We start from the raw sequence: 19328 nt of genomic DNA, 5'->3' as shown, positions 1-19328 counted from the left end.
ATTTTTATCAATCCAAAATGATTGACAAAATCATTGCATTTAGCGTACGCAATCCGCTAATGATTGGCGCTATGACGCTTATCATGGCAATAGCCGGCGGATATTCCCTAAAAAATCTGCCGATTGATGCAGTCCCCGATGTTACCAATAATCAGGTGGACGTAATTACTTACACGCCAAGTCTGGCATCGTTGGAAATGGAAATGTTCGTAACCTCGCCTATTGAAATGGCGATGTCGAACATTCCGGGGCTGCTGCAAACGCGGTCTATTTCCAAATTCGGGTTATCGGTAGTAAAACTCGTATTCAGCGATGATACTGATATCTACTGGGCACGGCAGCAGGTATTTGAACGCCTGCAACAAATCAAAAATGAGATTCCGGAAGCGGCAGGCGAACCGTACATGGGGCCTGTTTCAACCGGTTTGGGCGAGGTGTACCAGTATGTCATTCGCCCCCGCAACCTGACCGATAAGTCCTTTTCTCCGATGGAACTGCGCACCATGCAAGACTGGTTCATCCGCAAGCAATTGCTGGGCGTGCCGGGAGTGGCAGAGGTAAGCGGCTTCGGCGGCTTTAAAAAGGAATATCAGGCCAAACTCAAATTAGACCAAATGCGCTCGCTGGGCGTAACCATCGACGATGTGTACGATGCGCTTTCGCAAGGCAACAGCAACACAGGTGGTGCTTATATAGAGAAAGAAAACAAAGCATTTACTATTCGCGGCATTGGTTTGGCAACCAGTCTGGACGATATTGCCAACACTGTTGTCAAAAATAAAGGCACTGTACCGGTATTGGTAAAAGATGTGGCTGTGGTTGAGTTTGGTAATGCCATCCGCTACGGTGCAATGACCATGAACGGCGAAGGCGAAGTGGTAGGCGGCATCATTATGATGGTGAAAGGCGGAAACGGCAATGAAGTAATTACCCGCGTGAAGAAAAAAATGGCGGAAATTGAAAAACAATTGCCCTCATCGCTGGTGATTGAGCCTTTTGTTGACCGTTCTAAAATTGTAAACAATGCCATCAAGACAGTTGCTACGAATTTGATTGAGGGGGCGCTGATTGTGGTAGTGGTGATTCTGGTTTTCTTGGGCAACTGGCGGGCAAGTTTGCTGGCGGCTTCCGTTATTCCGCTGGCAATGTTGTTTGCTTTTATCTGGATGCAATATTTCGGGGTGGTGGGCAATATCATGAGCCTTGGAGCCATAGACTTCGGGTTATTAGTTGACCCTGCCATTATTGTAGTGGAATCGGTCGTGCTGTTTTTGGCGCTGGCCTTTCAGCGGCATCTGGAATTTAGCGGCAAAGGCGACAATGCCTCGCTTACTTACCGTGAGCGGCAGGAAATAGTCATACAGTCGGCCGTAGAAGTGAAAAAATCCGTGGTATTCGGTGGCGCAATCATCCTGATTGTATATTTCCCGATTATGACTTTGCAGGGCATTGAAGGTAAAATGTTTACGCCAATGGCGCAAACGGTGAGTTTTGCTATTTTGGGTGCGTTGCTGCTGGCCATTACCTATGTGCCGATGATGAGCGCGCTCGTGTTGCAGCCCCCCAAAGACCCGCATGACCACGGCTTTTCCGAAAAAATCGTACAGGCCGTTTTCAGCGTTTTCAAACCACTTATCAAACTCGGGTTAAGGTTTAAAACAGGTACAATTGCCGTGGCACTTTTTGTGTTGGCGGCCGGTATTTGGGGCTTCAAAATCATCGGGGGCGAATTTGTACCCAAGTTGCAGGAAGGCGACCTTGTGGTAGAAATGAACCTGCCCGTAGGTACATCCATGACCGAATCCATGAAACTTTCCGGCAAAGTAGAGAAAATGCTGTTGGAAAAATTCCCCGACGAGGTGGAGCGCGTTGTGTCTAAAATAGGTACGTCGGAAGTGCCTACCGACCCGCAGGCAATGGAGGCTATGGAAACCATCGTGGTGTTGAAACCCAAAGAGGTGTGGAAAAAGGCCAAAAAGCAGGAAGACCTCGCCGATTTAGTAGCCGATGAGATGAAAGCCTTCCCGGGTTTGGTGCTGTCTATCCAGCAACCGATTGAAAACCGCGTTAATGAGTTGATGGCCGGCTCACGTACCGACATTGTGGTAAAACTCTACGGCTACGATTTGGATACGCTGGTGAAGAAATCCAACGAAATTATCAGTATTCTTCGTACCGTACCCGGGGCGGTAGATGTGCAGGAAAGTAAAATTTTCGGTTTGCCGCAAATCAATATCCAATACGACCGCCGCCAAATGGCAACCTACGGCATCACCGTAGAGCAAATGAACCGCGCTTTGCAAATCGCTTTTGCAGGAGCGGCCACCGGACTTGTTTATGAGAAAGACAAGCGGTTCGATTTAACGCTCCGCCTGTCGGATGCTGACCGAGTACGCCCCGAAAACATCAAAAACCTGCTGATTGAAAGCAAAGACGGGAATCCGATACCGCTGAAAGAACTCGCTGACATTCAGGAAAGTATAGGCCCTTCCGAAATCGGGCATGAAAACTTAGGCAGGCGTGCCAATATCGGCTTTAACGTGCGCGGCCGCGATGTGGAATCGCTCGTATACGAGGCAATGGATTTGGTAGGCAAAAATGTGATATTGCCTGCCGGCTATCGGTTGGAGTTTGGCGGAGAGTTTGAAAACCTGCGCCGCGCTAAGCAACGCCTTGGAATCGTTGTGCCTATTGCACTGGCTATTATTTTCGGGTTGCTGTTTGCATCTTTCGGCAATATCCGCGACAGTTTGCTAATTTACGCCGTCGTTCCGCTTTCGGCAGTAGGCGGTGTGTTTTCATTGCTGCTGCGCGATATGAATTTCAGTATTTCGGCAGGTGTCGGGTTTATTGCACTTTTTGGTATTGCCGTGCTGAACGGTATTTTGTTGGTCAGCCACTTCAACGAACTGATGAAACGAGGCATGAGTGCCGATGATGCCGTGATGCAAGGGCTGAACGAGCGATTCCGCCCTGTACTGATGACCTCCGCCGTGGCTGCATTGGGCTTCCTGCCGATGGCACTTTCCACCAGTGTGGGGGCTGAGGTGCAAAAGCCATTGGCAACTGTGGTTATTGGCGGACTTTTTACGGCTACTGTACTCACTTTAATTGTCCTTCCTGTTATGTATGCTCTTGTAAACAAAAATCGCACATTCAGCAATCCGGCGGCAGCCGATGAAGAGGTAGAATATAACCACAGCCATATGATTGTGAAGACTTTGGCACTGCTGTTCTTGTTTGCAGCCACAGGTACGGTTGTGCAGGCACAAAATCAGCAGCCGCTGACTAAAAATGCGGTTACTATCAGCTTGGAGGAGGCCGTGCAGGTGGCAACTTCCAAAAACCCCGAAATGCGGCTGGCCGACCAGCGGATAGAGCAACAGCAACTGCTGAAACCGGCAGCTTACAATATTCCCAATTTGGACTTGCTATTTGAAGCCCCCACAGGCGAAGATTTACGCCCGGGCTTGTTGCAAACCTTTGAGTTCCCTACGGTATATGCCGCACAGGCACAGGCACAGCAAAAGCGGGTAGAGTTGGCGCAAGCCGAGAAGGATATTACCACCAACGGACTGATTTTCAGAACAAAAGCTGCTTTCAACGACTTGCAGTTTATGGTAGCCAAATATCTGCTGCTCATCCGTCAGGATACGATTTACGATGATATCATCCGCGTGAACGAGGTGCGTTACAGAGTGGGGCAAATCAGCAACTTGGAGCGCATCAACGGCGAAAGTCAGTACAAGCGCATTCAGTACAACCTCAAACAGGCACAGGCAGAACTGAAAGGTGGTCGGGCGCTGCTGGCATCTTTGCTGGGGCGTTCCGGCGATACAACCTTGCTGCCCGATAAGCCGCTTGCCAAACTGCCCGATATGGGGATATTGTACGCAACCGATACGCTGGCCTTCTCTGCCAACCCGATTGTAGGCTTTAATATGCGCAATGTGAGCCTGCAAAAGAGCCTGCTCAAAGTAGAGCGCAACAAAATGCTGCCCGGCCTGCAAATCGGCTTCCTCAATCAGGGAACTCCCGGCAGCGAGGCCTCCGGCGGTACGCCCTTAGGTTCGCGTATGCGATTCGGGCTTACGCTGCCGATTTGGGCATGGAGCTATAAGGCCAACATCGGCGCGGCCAAAAAAGGACTTGCCATCTCTCAAACACAGGCACAAATCACCAATTTGCAGTTGAGTGCAGAGTATGCCAAGGCCATAGCCATGTATCGGCAAGCCAATGAAAACCTGCAATACTTTGAAACTGTAGGCCTGCGCGAAGCACAGGAAATCGTTCGCGATGCCCGTACCAGCTATCGTTTAGGCAGCATTACCTACTACCAGTACTTGCAAAACCTCGAGCTTGCTTTCCAGTTGGAGATGAACTATCTCAATACACTGCGAGACTATAATTATTCCATCATTTACTTGAAATACCTGCGTGGCGAGCGATAAGCCGTCGCCCTGTTATGAATTTTAAATTCCCAATCGCAAATCACTGTATGAACCGTTTCATTTGCTATATTCTTTGTGGCATAGCCTTGCTGTTTACTGCTTGTACAGACAGCAAAGAAAAAGCCGCCACTGAACCCGAAATCCGTCAAGTGGACTTTGTGGAGCTCACTCCGCAAGAGCTCAAAACAATGGAAATTCAATTGACCGCACCCGGCACACAGCCCATTGTTTCCAATATCTACCTGAACGGCAAAGTAACTTCCCTGCCCAATTTGAGTGCCAGCGTCAGCAGCAATATTGAGGGGAAAGTAGAAAAAGTATTTGTTACCAAAGGAAGCCTTGTTCGCAAAGGGCAGCCGCTGATGGTATTGAGCAGTATGCAACTCATTGAGTTACAGAATGAATATTTGGCAGCCAAGTCTGAGATAGATTTCTACGCCGTTGAGTTTAGGCGGCAGGAAGAACTCCTCAAAAATAATGTAGGAGCATTGGCCGACTTTCAGGTTACAGAAGCCAAATACAATGCTGCCATCAGCCGCGAAAAGGCACTGCGTGCCAAATTACAACTCTTGGACATAGATGCCGACCAATTTAAGAACCCCAAAATATCGGTTATTACCCCATCGGTAACTATCAAGTCGCCGATTGACGGTTACATTACCGAACTGCCCGTTACGATTGGTATGTTGGCATCGGTGCAAACCAAATTGGCCGAAATAGTAGATAATAACCAGTTATACGCCGAAATTTTCGTCTATGAAAAAGACCTTGACCTCATCACGGAAGGTCAGGAAGTGGAAATAGACTTCATCAATTCGGCTTTTGAAAATGTGATGGGCAAAGTGATGAGCATTTCGCGGGCTATTAATACGGAAACCCGCGCCATTACGGCCTTTGTACAATTTTCAGCCCGCAAAGGCGATTTGGTATTGCCCGGTATGAACGTGCGCGCGGTTGTGCTCAACAAAGAAGGAACGAAGGGCGCCGTTACCGTACCTGTTTCGGCACTGATGAAAGAGGATGACCAAACCTATGTTTTTGCCGGTGAGAACAAACCCAACCCGCAAGGCAAGCTCAAAATTGTTAAGTACAAAGTAGAAGTAGGCAGCACCAGCGATACACTTGCCGAAATTATTTTCCCTAACGGCACACCACCCAACATTGTGGTTGCCAAAAGCAATGTGATGGTATTGGAAACGCAACGCCGCCAAATGAGCGGTATGAACGTTGGGGGAGAGTAGGAGAGAAAGTGTCCTTTGCGGCGCAAATAGTTGCCGCAAAGGACACCTATTCTGAACAATGACACAGCGCATATATGCAGCAACGGGTCATCGTTTCGGCTGTTTAGTATTTCAGCCCTACTTTGTTGTAGATAAAACTCAACAGCCACGCAGGGCCAATCATCAGGAACTGCAAATCCTTAAAGAACGAGGGTTTTTTACCTTCTACCTTGTGTCCCCAAAACTGCCCAATCCATGCCACCACAAAAATCGTCAGCGAAATCATCCACAAGGGCGCAATTTGTGCTGCTTCCAGTGCTTTTACGCCTATAACAACCGCTATGGAAACCAACAGCATCCCGATAAACATCCCGAATGAGAGTCGGAGGTAGAAAATCAGCCCCAGCAGCAGCACGATGGTTGCAAAATTGACATAGGGAGCAATTGCTGCGGGAAACAAACTGCTCAAAAACTCACTTGGAATGCTCCAAAGCAAACCGATAACGCTAAAAAAGATAGATGGCACACAAATCCAGTGCATCATTTTGTTAAAGCTGTTTTGATGACTTTCTCCGTACTCATCAAACCATTGTTGCATTGTTTTCATATTTACGCGGGTTTTAAATCTGATTGGCTAATTTAATCTATTTTTGATTGTTCCACATATCGCTTTTTGAAATATGTCATTTACCAACCGTCTGGCACAGGCCACCAGCCCTTATTTGCTGCAACATGCCCACAATCCTGTGGACTGGTACCCTTGGGGCGAAGAGGCACTTGCCAAAGCCCGCGCAGAAGACAAACCGATTATTGTCAGCATCGGCTACTCTGCCTGTCACTGGTGCCACGTAATGGAGCGCGAATGTTTTGAAAATGAGGCACTTGCCGAACTGATGAACCGCTACTATGTGTGCATCAAAGTGGACAGGGAAGAGCGCCCCGACATAGACCAGATTTATATGGATGCGTTGCACGCCATGGGGTTGAACGGCGGCTGGCCGCTCAATGTGTTCCTTACGCCCGATGCCAAGCCCTTCTATGGCGGCACGTACTTCCCGCCAAGAGCATGGGCAAATTTGTTGCAACAGGTCGCCAATGCCTTTGCCAATGAGCGCGAGAAAATCAGCGAATCTGCCGAGCAGTTCAACCGCGTACTGAACCGCAACGAAGAAGAGCAATACGGCCTGTCTGCCGCCATGATACAGGCAAAGGAAGCCGTTACTCTCGCACAGGCCGACGGTATGTTTGAACGCCTCAGCAAACAGTTTGACACCGAACTGGGCGGCATGAACCGCGCCCCCAAGTTCCCCATGCCGAGCATTTACCTGTTCCTGCTGCGCTATTGGCACATAAGCAGCAACGAGGCAGCCTTGAAACACGTGCACCTCACATTAGAAAAAATGGCACGCGGCGGCATTTATGACCAAGCAGGCGGAGGTTTTGCCCGCTATTCGGTAGATGAAAAATGGTTGGTGCCGCACTTTGAAAAAATGCTTTACGACAATGCGCAACTCATCAGCCTGTATGCAGAAGCCTATACCGCCACTCGGCGCCCGCTTTACAAGCAAATAATTGATGAAACCATTGCCTTTGCCCGCCGCGAATTGCTTTCGCCCGAAGGCGGCTTCTACTCTGCACTGGATGCCGACAGCGAAGGTATAGAAGGGCGTTTTTACATCTGGAAAGATGAAGAATTGGACGCAGCGTTTCAGGCAGCGGGACTTTCTGCCGATGAGGCGCGACTTTGCAAAGACTACTACGACTGCTACCCCGACGGCAACTGGGAGCACGGATACAATATCCTCAACTGCCCCGTGAGCGATGAGGAATTTTGCCGCACCCACCAACTCAGCCCCGAAACTTTACAGGAAAAAATCGGCCACTGGAAGAACTTGCTGTTAGAAGCCCGTGCGCCGCGCATCCGCCCCGGCTTGGACGATAAAATTCTTTCCGGCTGGAACGGCCTCATGCTCAAAGGTTTAGCCGATGCCTACGCAGCAACGGGCATTGCCGACTACCTGCAACAGGCCGTACAAACCGCCCGATTCATCCAAGAAAAAATGATAGCCGAAAATCAACTTTTCCGAAACTATAAAAACGGCAAAGCCGATATTCCGGCCTATTTGGAAGATTATGCGGCTGTGATTCAAGGGTTTGCAGCGCTGTATCAAGTAAGCGGCGATGCCTTCTGGCTGCAGCGCGCCGAGCAACTCACCGACCACGTGCTGGCAAACTTTGCCGATGAAACGGGCGAGTTGTTCTACTTCGTCGGCAAAGCACAGGCAGAAGAGCTCATTGCCCGCAAAAAAGAACTGTTTGACAATGTGATTCCTGCCTCCAACTCCATGATGGCGCACAACCTGTTTGCCCTGTCGCTGCTGTTGCCCAACCGAAGGGACTATGAACAAAAAGCCAAGCGCATGTTACTTTCCGTAGTGCCGCTGCTGCAAAAAGACGTGCGCTTTATGGCAAATTGGGCGGCACTTTTCCTACAATATGTTGCTCCGCCCGTAGAGGTAGCCATCACGGGCGCACAGGCAGAAACCTTTGCCCGCGACCTGCACGCAAAAGCCTACTTCCCGCACAAAGTAGTTGCTTTCAGTACAGTCGCAAGTACACTTCCGCTGTTGGAAAATCGCTTTTTTGAGGGGCAAACCAAAATTTTTATTTGTCGCCGACAAGCCTGCCAACGCCCCGTGGATAGTGTAGAAGAGGCTTTTGAGCAAATAAAAGCGCTTTAAAAAAGTTTCCAAAAATTTTTTTTGGGAAAAAATGAAAAAAAGCGAAAACCAAATCACATCTTTGCGTGTTATTGATTTGAAGTTTGTTTGTTAGTTTAGTTTATTAAAGTGGAATGGGACTCCTGACCTTCGGGAGTTTCATTTTTTTTTGACCTATCCGCACAAACGTTAGATAGCATGCAAGTCGTGCGCAGCATTTACTATGCTCACGCCGCCTGTTTCTTACCGTTAAGCACGCTTCTCAGGGAGGATAAACATAACCTGAAACAACAACCATATGCACAATTATCAAATCCTTGAAAAAGGAAAGCCGCTCCATCAGGCAGCAAAGGCTATTGTTTTATTGCATGGACGCGGCGCTTCTGCTAAGGACATCATCGGTCTTGCCGATGCGTTTTGCGACGATAGTTTCTACATAGCAGCACCACAAGCTACTAACCACACATGGTATCCTTACAGCTTTCTGGCACCCGAATCGCAGAATGAGCCTTGGTTGTCATCAGCAGTGGCAACGGTTAAGCGGCTGATAGACGAAATAAGCGTACGAATTCCTGCCGAAAACATCTACATTATGGGCTTTTCGCAAGGGGCTTGCCTGAGTTTGGAAGTAGCCACCCGATTTGCGCAACAATATGCAGGCGTGGCAGCCTTCACAGGCGGTTTGATTGGTGAGGTGCTGAAACCCGAGAAATACAGCGGCAACTTCAACGGCACACCTGTTTTCATCGGCAACAGCGATCGCGACCCGCACGTACCTGCCGAGCGCTCCGAAGCCTCAGCTCGGCTGATGGAAAGCATGGGGTCATTGGTTACGCATGTTGTTTATCCTGCCATGCCGCATACTATTACTACGGAGGAAATCAAAACCGTACAACGCCTTATGTTTTAGCAATTTTCTGCTTGTATATTTTTTACTTTTTCTTATTTTTATCTCAAAAAAACAATTTTAACATAGTTTTAAAAGTACTCAACAAACATATGCAACCTCTTTACAAGAATCAGTTTGTTAAAATCTCACTTGACAAAGCGCACGGCATTATTGAAATGGCATGGCTGCCCGCTGCTACTCATATGAGCGATGATGATTTTAAGCAGGTGTTTACCCGCTATGCCGAACTGACCGAGCAATATCATCCCACTTTTTATCTGACATACAGTGAAGGCGGGACTTACGTTATTATGCCACATTTGCAGGAATGGCTGGCAGAAAATATTATTCCGCGCACTTATCAGGCCGGTGTGGCTTTTACGGCAATTGTAGTCAGCGAAGATATATTCGCACAGGTGGCTGCCGAGCAACTGTTGGATGAAAAGAATGCGCAGGTGCTAACCTCGCGTTTTTTTGATAACCGCGAGCGTGCAATAGCTTGGCTGATGAAGATGTATGAAAGCAGAAAAGTAGGCCTGACTTCTTAACAATTTTTAATCGCCTGTTCAACGGGTAACCCCTCAAATCCGTCATATCTTTGTTAATATTTTGCAAATGGAATCAGGTTTGAACCTGAAAGGGTAGAGCCTTTGTTTGGAAATTATGAAAAAGATTTGGACGCGCCTGTTGGCATTATCGGTTTTAAGCCCTCTGTTATTTGCTTTTACGCCCGATGAGGGGTATCGCTCTTTGCCTAATAACAAGTTCAGTACCGGTGAAAAGCTGACCTACTTGGTGCACTACGGCTTTGTCAATGTAGGCGAGGCAACAGTTACGTTAGACCAGAAAATTCATACCATCAACAATCGCCCTTGCTACAAAGTGGACATTCAGGGAAAAACCATCGGTGTTTTTGGTATGACTATGAAGGTGGACGACCTGTGGCGTTCCTATATTGATACGGCTGCCATTGTGCCGCACAAGTTTTTCCGCGACATCAAGGAAAACAACTACAAAAAGGTTGAAACTATTTTCTTTGACCACCTGAAAGGTACGGCGCAAGTGCGACAAATTACCGGACAAGACCCCGAAAAGATTGACAATCATAAAATTCCGAAAAATGTGCAGGATATTGTCAGCGGCTATTACTACCTGCGCACATTGGATTTTACCAATATTAAAGAAAAAGATACGCTGACTATTCAGGGCTTTTTTGAAGACAAGGTATATGACTTACAGGTGGTTTACCTTGGCAAAGAGCGCCTGCAAACGCAATTCGGAAAAATTAAAGCTGCCATTATTTCCCCTGTAATGCCCGAAAACCAATTGTTCGACGGCAGAGATGCTATCAAAATGTGGATTTCGGACGATGAAAACCGCGTACCGCTGCGCGTAGAAGTGGCCATGTTTGTTGGTGCATTCGAGCTGGATTTGATTGAACATAAGGGATTGAAACACAAGTTCAATAAAAAATAGGCGGAGTGCCGTAAATTTGCCCCTTAGCATTTTATCGCATGTATAAAAATATTCGCGCTGTTGCCAAAACCGTGTACGGTGCAGGCAGTTTCAATCAGTTAGATGAAATCCTTGCCGAAAAACGTCGGCAGCCTTCCGATTTCATGGTGTTTATTGTAGATAACTACTTCAAAGGCAAGGAGTTGGAAAACCGCGTGCCTGCTCATGCGCAGGATATGGTTTTCTTTGTGGATGTAGACCCGCATGAGCCTACCACGCATCAGGTGGATGCCCTGCGCGATGAAATTCTGCAAACCAAAGGCTTGCCCGCCGGAGTAGTAGGTATTGGCGGCGGCAGTATCATGGACATTGCCAAGGCCGTTGCCCTGATGCTGACCAACGAAGGCTCATCGCAACTTTATCAGGGGCTGAACCTGATTAAAAAGCCGGGGGTATATCACGTAGGCGTACCGACTATTTCAGGAACGGGCGCGGAGGTAAGTACTACGGCCGTTCTGACAGGCCCTGAAAAGAAACTGGGTCTCAAATGCGAGTGGACAGTTTTTGACCAGATTGTATTAGACCCCACACTGACGGCTACCGTGCCGCGCAACCAGTGGTTCTACACAGGCATGGATACCTACATCCATTGCGTAGAGTCCATGACAGGACATCTGAAAAACGCATACAGCGAGGCCTACGGCTACAAAGCCTTAGACCTTTGCCGCGAGGTATATTTAGGCCCTAACAGCGGCCAAAACCCCGAAACAGATGAAAAACTAATGGTAGCCTCACTCTTTGGCGGCCTTAGCCTTACCTATTCGGAAGTGGGTGTTTGTCATGCGCTTTCTTACGGACTCTCTTACGTATTCGGTACGCGACACTGTTACGCTAACTGCATTATTTTCAACCAGTTGGAAGATTTCTACCCCGACGGTGTGCGCGAGTTCAAGGAGATGGTTGCCAAACATGACATCTACCTGCCGCAGAATTTGGCCAAAGACTGGACTAACGAGCAGATTGAGAAAATGGTAGATGTTACGCTGGCGCTTCATCACATGTGGAACCACGCCGTAGGGCCTGACTGGAAAGAAAAAATCAGCCGCTCACAAGTTCGTGAATTGTTTGAACGGATGTAATACCGAAATTCATTCGGGCACATTATACAAAAGCGCAAGTGGTTTGCGAACAAAAATTGTGTAAGTGGTTTAAAATCAGATAAATAAACCTGATGGAGTGCTAAACTCTATCAGGTTTATTTATATCTGCCGAAATCCTTGTGTTGATGCAATGCGTCTAAATTTGCTCAACTGCTTAACCAAGCTACTTCGGATTGGCTTAACTTTGTATGGCCCTTACAGGCTGCTTTCAAATCAAACTGTACTGAAATATGGCTTTTACTGTTGGTATCATATCTGCATCGCCGCAAAAAAACAGCAACTCACTGCGCTTTGCCAAAGCACTTCAACACCTGCTCGCCGAAAGAAGTTTTACGGAAGTTCAGATAGTGAATTTTGAAGACTATGACATTCCATGGGTAGGAGAAGGTAGCATTAATCCGAAGCAACTTACTGATTTTCAACACCATTTGATAAATGTATGGAGCAAAAGCGATGTTGTGTTCATTGTTTCGCCCGAATACAATTGGAGTTTCAGTCCGCAGTTAATCAATACCTTAGACCAACTTGGCGGTAAAGCATTTGCGCATTTGTTCGACAATAAGGTATTTGCACTCGCGGGGGTTTCTTCGGGGCGCGGCGGCAGGCAGCCTGCGCTCCAACTGACTACCGTACTGAACAAGCTCATCAATTTTTTGGATGGTAATTCGGTAATTGCGCCGCGTATTTTTGAGTCGCACGAAACAGACCAAATGCTGGATGCCGATGGCAATTTCATCGGTTCCGAAGCCTATATCAAAGGAGCAACGGCCTTTGTGGAATATGCGCTCCGCATTGCTCAACGTTGGTTTCGTTAGTGTGCAGCAAGATTAGACCTTGCTCAAAAAAAAAATCCTGTCAGATATGCGAACCTGACAGGATTTTTTGCTTTTACTCATACTCAATACCGCATTTATTCCTTCACAAACGGGCGGACAATCTGCCCTTCTCCGTTGCTGATTTGCAAGAAGTAGATGCCTGATGCCAATGCTTTCAGGTCTATCTCTTGCTCTACGGTAAAGCTGCGCTTTTGCACGCTGATATTTTGCAATACTTTACCTGTAATATCAGTAATGCGTATTTCTACGTCTGCATTGCCGCGCTCGCTGTAAGCTACTTTGATAGATTCTTGAGCAGGGTTCGGATATAGTTTTAATCCGGCAGTTTTAACAGCCTCTTCCGTTGCGGTCAATACAATAGGGTCAGATACAGCCGAACAGCCGTTGGATGTTACGCGTACCGTAAAAATACCTGCTTGGTCGGCATTGTAGGTTTGTCCGGTTGCTCCCGGTATAGGGTTGCCATTGAGCAGCCACTGGTTGCCGGTTGGTGAGCTGGACGTAAACACTTGCCCCTGCACGCTAACGGTAGGGCGAATGATGCTGACCACATTGACCCGAATGGGAGCAGAGGAGATGGAACAACCCGTCATATTGGTTACTACTACGCTGAACTCTCCTTCCTCGGCAGTGGCCAGTGTGGATTGGTTGGCATTGATGATATTAACGCCGTTTCTGCGCCACTGATAGTTTACGTTGGGGTCGCTCGAATTGGCGGTGAGTGTAACGGCTTCGCCTTGGCAAATGGGCAACTGTCGCGAAGGAGTAATGGTAACGGTTGGCGCATCGGCTTGTGAGGCACGCACCTCGGCTCTCGGCGTAGAGCATCCGAAAGCGCGCAGAGTTATATCGTAGAAGTAATACCAAAAGGCATTGGGGTTAGGCGTGGCGGTATTGCCCGTAATGGCAAATACGCCCGGTATTTGTGTTTGCGGATATGGGTTCTGCAATTCGGGGATGTTATTGTTCCGATAGATGGTCGTTCCCGTGCCATAGGCGATGGAAATTTCATAGTCGCCTGCGCGAGGGAAGGTGAGGTCTAAACGATACACCTGACCGGTATCTAACGGGTCATTGTCTTGTGCACCGGCAGCCGGAACGGTGCGTGTTGCACGGGCATTGATTAACACAGAAGAAACTTCTTCACGGGTGCGAACATCGGTTACGGTAAATTGCAGCAACCCTGCATTGCCAATGTACAACCTTGCCGATTCTATAACCACGGGCTGTTGCACGCGCACGTTGATAGAGGGGCTGAACTGATTGTAGCCGCCGCTTGCAAATGCTTCTTTGGTTTTAGGGCCGAATCCGGTGCGTACAAAATCGTTGATGGCGGCATAGTAGCGGCCGTTGGCAGGTCTTGCGTTCGTAACTACTCTGTTGCCTGCTCCAATCAGGTTGCCGCCTACAGGAGCATCGTACCAATACAGTCCGCTTCCTTCGGAGGCTCTGCTAAGGGTTACGGGGCCGTCGGTACCGCAGGCAACCACTGAAAGTCCGGTAGGTGCCGTGCCTGCATCCGCCGACCTGAATGTGCTGATATTCACGTTGTTGCTCGGGTCTGCATCGCCCTCAACGGTAAAGGTGCTGCGCACCGTATAGACTGTGCCGGCTTGCAAACGTAGCGGTTGGGGCAAGGTGATGCGTACAAAACTTGTTGCCAATGAGGGCAATCCTCCTGAAAAACTGAAAGTGCCCGAAAAATTGACCAATTGTTGGTTTTGAGGGTTGGTAATAGTCAGCGAAAAGTTACCGTTAGTGATATTGGTATTACCCAAGTTGCGTATGCCTACGGAAACAACGCTGACGGTTTGCTCCGGACAAATGCCTGAAACAGGGCTGATAAGTCCCGTAACAGCAATATCTGCTTGCGGACGCACAAAGGCAATCGTGTAGTCGCGGGTTTCACCTTTGGCATAGCTGCCGCAGGGTGCTATGTTGGCAGCGTTGTTGGTTTCGGACAGCACAATTCTCATGCGGGTAAGTCTTCCTACTTGTACCGAAGTTGGAACCTGTACGTTGGTTGTAAAGGTTTCTGTGCCATTAACTACGGCGGAAGTAGCCACCAACTCGCCTGCATCGGTGAAATTGCCGTTGCCGTTCCAGTCTATGTAAATGCGGGCAATTTTAGCAAAATTGGCTCCGCAAGTGCCCAGCCCGATTCTCAGGCTTGCCTGCTGCCCGGGAGCAAGGTTAGCGGTCAGATTGGTAAAATCCGAATAGGTACGGCAGGCGTTTTCCGGTGTGTGATTCAAATTGGCAAATACAACGCTTTCAATGCGGGAATCTGCATTGGATGCGGGCGCAGATGCACAGTAGGCAGCTCCGCCTATGCCGCTCATTACCAGTGAAAAGTTTTGAGAATTGCCGCGCATAGTGCCCTTGTGGCTCACGCGGATGGTGTAAGTTTTGCCCGGAATCGGGTTGTCCACAATCACCTGCTCCACGTTGTCGCGGATATTGTCGCCGCGGGTAGCCGCTGCCTCGGGCTGTGCAGGATTTAATACCCACGGCAGATGGGTAGTATTGCCTTCGGCAATGCGCAGGTCTAAGTCGTTTACCAACCTTGGGCTGGGGTTATTAACGTTCGCTCTGATAACAGGTAAAACCGTTCCCTCGGGGTCTGTCCATACGATGGTAGCTTTCAGCGGGCCGTTACCGCTGGCAATTACATCCAGCGAGAAGGTCTGATTTTGGTTGAGGGTTTCCTCACGGATGGCATGTGTGCGGTCGCGGTTGAGAATCACGATACCTGCCTGCTCAGCGTTCAGCAACCCCCATCCGAACTGATAGTCGGGGCCGGGGGCATTACCTGCTTCATTGGCTGTATGAATAGCCAGTGCTTTGAGAGTGGCAGCCAGCATAAAATTGCCCTGATTTTGCTGCCCATAGAGTTCTTGCAAAAGGAACATTGTACCCGAAACATTGGGCGTAGCCATAGATGTGCCTTGCAGCGAAGTATAAGCATTATTAGCCGAGTTTGTGGCTGAAACCACCGCAACACCATTACCCACTAAATCGGGTTTGATGCGGCCGTCATCGGTAGGCCCCCAACTGCTAAATGCCGACATAACCACGTCCGACGGGCGAGTATAACCATCGGCGATGGGGTTTACGGCTCCAACGGTCAGAATATTCTTTGCATTACTTGCCGTAGGGATGGTGTTATACCCTGTATTGGAGCTGATACTGTCGGGGCGCGCTGCTACTAATCGGTAGCCGCCTGATGCAGCAACATCGCGTTGCCAGTACGGTTGCCCTACGGCAGGGCCGGTGCTGGTTCGGTTGTTGGCGGCCGCAAAAACAGGGAGGTAATAGGGCGAAGCCTGTACCATGCGGTCTAAGTCGCGGCAGCGGGTGTCGTAAAATCCGAACTTCCAGTCTTCCGTACCGTTTACTGTTGGGTCTCCGTGCCATTCCCAGCGCGGGTTATCGGCCGTACCGGAACGCGAAGGGTTGTTGTACCAACCGGCAATTGCTCCGTAGGAGTGGTTGGAGACAAGCAGCCCGCCATTTGAGGCAGTTGTCATTTCGGTGATATCATTATTAGAACCGTAGGCGCGAAGCTGTGCACCAAATGCCATACCGCGTGCAATAGGGTTGATACCGGCTGCAATCATTGTTCCGGCCACGTGGGTGGCATGGCTGGATGGGGTGCGCTCATCATCGGCAATCGTTACGCGACCTGTCATTTCCTCGTGGGTGGTCAGTACGTTGCCGCCTGCTTCCCAAATGCCCAGTCTGCCGTTCATAAACTCGCTTCTGCCGCTCAGATTAAGCCCCAGACTGCCGCCCTGCCAAAGTGCGGTGGTGTTGGTAGTGGCTGCGGCACGCGTGTTGTTGTAGGTGATGAGGTATTCGGGGTAGCCTGCATCATCCAAACCGTTCAGCGATGCTACCGTGCCGTCAGGATAGCTGATTACTTCGGGGATGCCCCAGCGCTTGATAATGACACGCGCTTTTTCCATTTCGCTGTTGTGGGCTTGTTGGAAATCGCGAGCAAGGCGCTCTAACTCAACGGAATTGGTTTTGGGCGATTGTGCATACAGCATGCCGCTCATGACCAACCCTGACAAACCTGTGAGCAGGAGTTTTTTCATGTGAAAGTTTACTTGGTAATAATGAAACAATCCGATGTTCAATGAAGGTGTTTTGAAAACAAATTATCAATGCAAGATAATCAAAAAAAGCAAGACGACACAGCGATTGTGTCATCTTGCCTCAATGCAATAAATTCTTTGTTTTAGAGAATCATTTTTTCTATGGGCACAACTAATATGCCTTGCGCTCCTTCGGCCTGTAATTTTTCAATCACCTCCCAAAAATCGTTCTCATTGATAACCGAGTGCATGGAAACCCATCCGGGTTCTGCCAGTGGCAGTATGCTGGGGCTTTTCATACCCGGAATGAGGGATTTAATGACTTCTATCTTTGACTCGGGGGCATTGAGCAGGATGTATTTGTTGTTGCGCGCGGCCTGCACTGAGCGAATGCGGAACAGCAGTTTGTCTAACAGTGCCCGTTGTTCCCCTGCCATATCGGGGCGGCTGATAAGCACTGCTTCCGACTGGAAAATGGGCTGCACCTCTTTCAAACCGTTGGTAAACAGTGTACTGCCGGAGCTGACAATATCGCAAATGGCATCGGCAAGACCTATGCCCGGGGCAATTTCCACAGAGCCGCTGATTTCGTGTATTTCTGCCTGCACATTGTTATTGCGCAGGAATGTTTCCAGAATTTTCGGGTAGGAGGTGGCAATGCGCTTGCCGTCTAACTGGTGAACGCCTTCATAAGGCTCACTTTTGGGTATGGCGATGGAAAGGCGGCATTTAGAAAAACCGAGTTTATGGGCAACTACCACATCGCGTTGTTTTTCGGCCAGTACATTTTCGCCTACAATACCGATGTCGGCTACGCCGTCGGCCACATAGCCCGGTATGTCGTCATCGCGGAGCAATAAAAACTCCATGGGGAAATTAGTGGCCTCAGCTTTAAGCGCGCCTATGCCGTTTTTAAAGCTGATGCCACATTCTTTAATCATTTGCAGGGAGTCTTCGCTAAGCCGCCCCGACTTCTGAATAGCAATTCTGAGTTTAGCTGAGTTGTTCATGCGGCAAATTTATGCAAAAAAGCGCCGCATCATTTTTAACATACTGTCTATCTTCTCGCCGTAAGGAGGGTACAAGGTTTTGACGGTAGTAAAACCTACGCGCTGACGCAATACGGCGCGTGTGTTGGAGAAAGCCTCAAAGCCGTAAAAGCCGTGTGTTTTGCCGATACCGCTGTTGTTTACTCCGCCAAACGGCAGGTCGTGATTAACCAGATGCACCACACAATCGTTTACGCAAGTGCCGCCCGCAGAGGTTTCCTGCAAAATGCGGTTGATTTTTTCGTTACTCTTGCTGAATACGTACAACGCCAGCGGTTTTTCCATGCTGTTCACAAAGTCAATGGCCTCGCCGAGGTTGTCGTAGGTAATAACAGGCAGCACGGGGCCGAAAATTTCCTCCTGCATAATTTTCATATGCGTGGTAACATTGGTCAGAATTGTCGGCGCAATGAAACGTTCTTCGGCAATGGTTTTGCCGCCGGTTTCTATGTGAGCACCTTTTTCCAAAGCATCGGCAATGAGTTGGCTGATGCGCTGAAAGTGGCGGTCGTTTACAATGCGCGCATAGGATGAGGAACACTCAACCCCCTGACGGTCGGCATTGTAGTACTTTTCAATGACATTTTTCATTTCATTGATGAGCGCCTCTTGCCTTTCGCGCTTTACCAAAAGGTAGTCCGGTGCTACGCAGGTTTGTCCGTTGTTCACGAACTTACCCCAAACCAATTTTTCGGCGGCATCTTTCAGGTCGGTGCTTTCGTCTATGAAAGCGGGCGATTTGCCGCCCAGTTCCAGCGTTACGGAGGTAAGATGTTTGGCGGCTGCCTGCATCACTACCTTGCCGATGGCGGGGCTTCCTGTGAAGAAAATATGATTGAAAGGCAACTCCAACAAGGCGGTAGAAACTTCCACGCCTCCCTCAAAACAGGCTATTTCCTCCTTTCCGAAGGCTTCCGCTATGACGCGACCGATAACGGCGGAGGTGTTGGGCGTAAGTTCGGAGGGTTTCACCATTGCGGTACAGCCCGCGGCGATGGCATAAACCAATGGCCCGAAAACTAAATAAATCGGGTAGTTCCAAGGGGCAATAATCAGCGATACGCCTTTGGGTTCGTATTGCACGTAGGAACTTGCACCAAACAGCGAAGCAGGCGTGCCTACGCGCTTGGGTTTCATCCACTTGCGCAAATTGGAAATAGCGTGGCGCGTATCCATCAGCGTAGGCAGTATTTCGGTGGCTATCACCTCCTGACGAGGCTTGCGGAAATCGGCATACATGGCTTCAATAAATGCCGATTCGTATTTTTCTATGGTTGCGGCTAACTTTTTGAGCTTGGCAATGCGTTCATCAGCAGTGCTTTTGCGCAGCCTAATCGCTGTTTTTTGTTGGGCGGCAAATACATCCGTAATGGCTGCAATGCCTGCTTCAGCATAAGTTGTATTCATGGTTGTTGAGCAGTTTTTTTCAAATAAAACCCGGTGAGTAG

General features: G+C 48.9%; 12 protein-coding genes. 8 read left to right on the top strand and 4 right to left on the bottom strand.

All coding sequences use genetic code 11. The features are described 5' to 3' along the window. Positions 1-17: 17 nt before the first annotated feature. Positions 18-4451, top strand: a complete 4434-nt coding sequence (locus NDK19_RS11220; protein WP_250631975.1) for a CusA/CzcA family heavy metal efflux RND transporter — start codon at positions 18-20, stop codon at positions 4449-4451. Between the two features lie 47 nt (positions 4452-4498). Continuing rightward, entirely contained in the window at positions 4499-5692 is a 1194-nt protein-coding gene (locus tag NDK19_RS11215) for an efflux RND transporter periplasmic adaptor subunit (RefSeq protein ID WP_250631974.1), read from the top strand. 103 nt (positions 5693-5795) lie between these two features. Here the strand turns inward: NDK19_RS11215 and NDK19_RS11210 are convergent, their stop codons facing one another. Then, entirely contained in the window at positions 5796-6278 is a 483-nt protein-coding gene (locus NDK19_RS11210; protein ID WP_250631973.1) for an Mpo1 family 2-hydroxy fatty acid dioxygenase, read from the bottom strand. Positions 6279-6351: 73 nt separating this feature from the next. Between NDK19_RS11210 and NDK19_RS11205 the strand changes: the two genes are divergently transcribed. The 6 genes from NDK19_RS11205 to NDK19_RS11180 all read left to right on the top strand — a co-directional run bounded on the left by NDK19_RS11205 (position 6352) and on the right by NDK19_RS11180 (position 12710). After that, complete coding sequence (locus NDK19_RS11205) at positions 6352-8412, top strand: thioredoxin domain-containing protein (RefSeq protein WP_250631972.1); 2061 nt, start codon at positions 6352-6354, stop codon at positions 8410-8412. Positions 8413-8689: 277 nt separating this feature from the next. Further along, a complete protein-coding gene (locus tag NDK19_RS11200; RefSeq protein WP_250631971.1) occupies positions 8690-9301 on the top strand; it encodes an alpha/beta hydrolase in 612 nt (203 codons plus the stop codon). A gap of 89 nt (positions 9302-9390) precedes the next feature. After that, positions 9391-9828 (top strand): hypothetical protein, encoded by a 438-nt coding sequence (locus tag NDK19_RS11195; RefSeq protein ID WP_250631970.1) that lies wholly within the window; start codon positions 9391-9393, stop codon positions 9826-9828. A 115-nt stretch (positions 9829-9943) separates the two neighbouring features. Then, positions 9944-10756, top strand: coding sequence for a DUF3108 domain-containing protein (locus NDK19_RS11190; RefSeq protein ID WP_250631969.1), 813 nt, complete (start codon positions 9944-9946; stop codon positions 10754-10756). 38 nt (positions 10757-10794) lie between these two features. Next, complete coding sequence (locus tag NDK19_RS11185; protein WP_250631968.1) at positions 10795-11874, top strand: iron-containing alcohol dehydrogenase family protein; 1080 nt, start codon at positions 10795-10797, stop codon at positions 11872-11874. Between the two features lie 251 nt (positions 11875-12125). Next, positions 12126-12710 (top strand): NADPH-dependent FMN reductase, encoded by a 585-nt coding sequence (locus NDK19_RS11180; protein WP_250631967.1) that lies wholly within the window; start codon positions 12126-12128, stop codon positions 12708-12710. 95 nt (positions 12711-12805) lie between these two features. On the opposite strand, the gene NDK19_RS11175 is transcribed toward NDK19_RS11180, so the two are convergent. The 3 genes from NDK19_RS11175 to NDK19_RS11165 form a co-directional block, all read right to left on the bottom strand. Beyond that, the gene (locus tag NDK19_RS11175) at positions 12806-16831 is read right to left on the bottom strand and encodes a S8 family serine peptidase (protein ID WP_250631966.1); all 4026 of its coding nucleotides are present in this window, start codon (positions 16829-16831) and stop codon (positions 12806-12808) included. A gap of 143 nt (positions 16832-16974) precedes the next feature. Continuing rightward, the gene (gene hisG, locus NDK19_RS11170) at positions 16975-17841 is read right to left on the bottom strand and encodes an ATP phosphoribosyltransferase (RefSeq protein ID WP_250631965.1); all 867 of its coding nucleotides are present in this window, start codon (positions 17839-17841) and stop codon (positions 16975-16977) included. Between the two features lie 9 nt (positions 17842-17850). Continuing rightward, positions 17851-19287 carry an aldehyde dehydrogenase family protein gene (locus NDK19_RS11165; RefSeq protein ID WP_250631964.1) on the bottom strand — a complete coding sequence of 479 codons (1437 nt, stop codon included), beginning with the start codon at positions 19285-19287 and terminating at the stop codon, positions 17851-17853. Between the last annotated feature and the right edge of the window lie 41 nt (positions 19288-19328).

The sequence above is a fragment of the Rhodoflexus caldus genome, assembly GCF_021206925.1.
GTDB classification, from domain to species: Bacteria; Bacteroidota; Bacteroidia; order Cytophagales; family Thermoflexibacteraceae; genus Rhodoflexus; species Rhodoflexus caldus.
The sequence above is the reverse complement of the archived record's forward strand: the minus strand, read 5'-3'. Positions and strand labels throughout refer to the sequence as shown.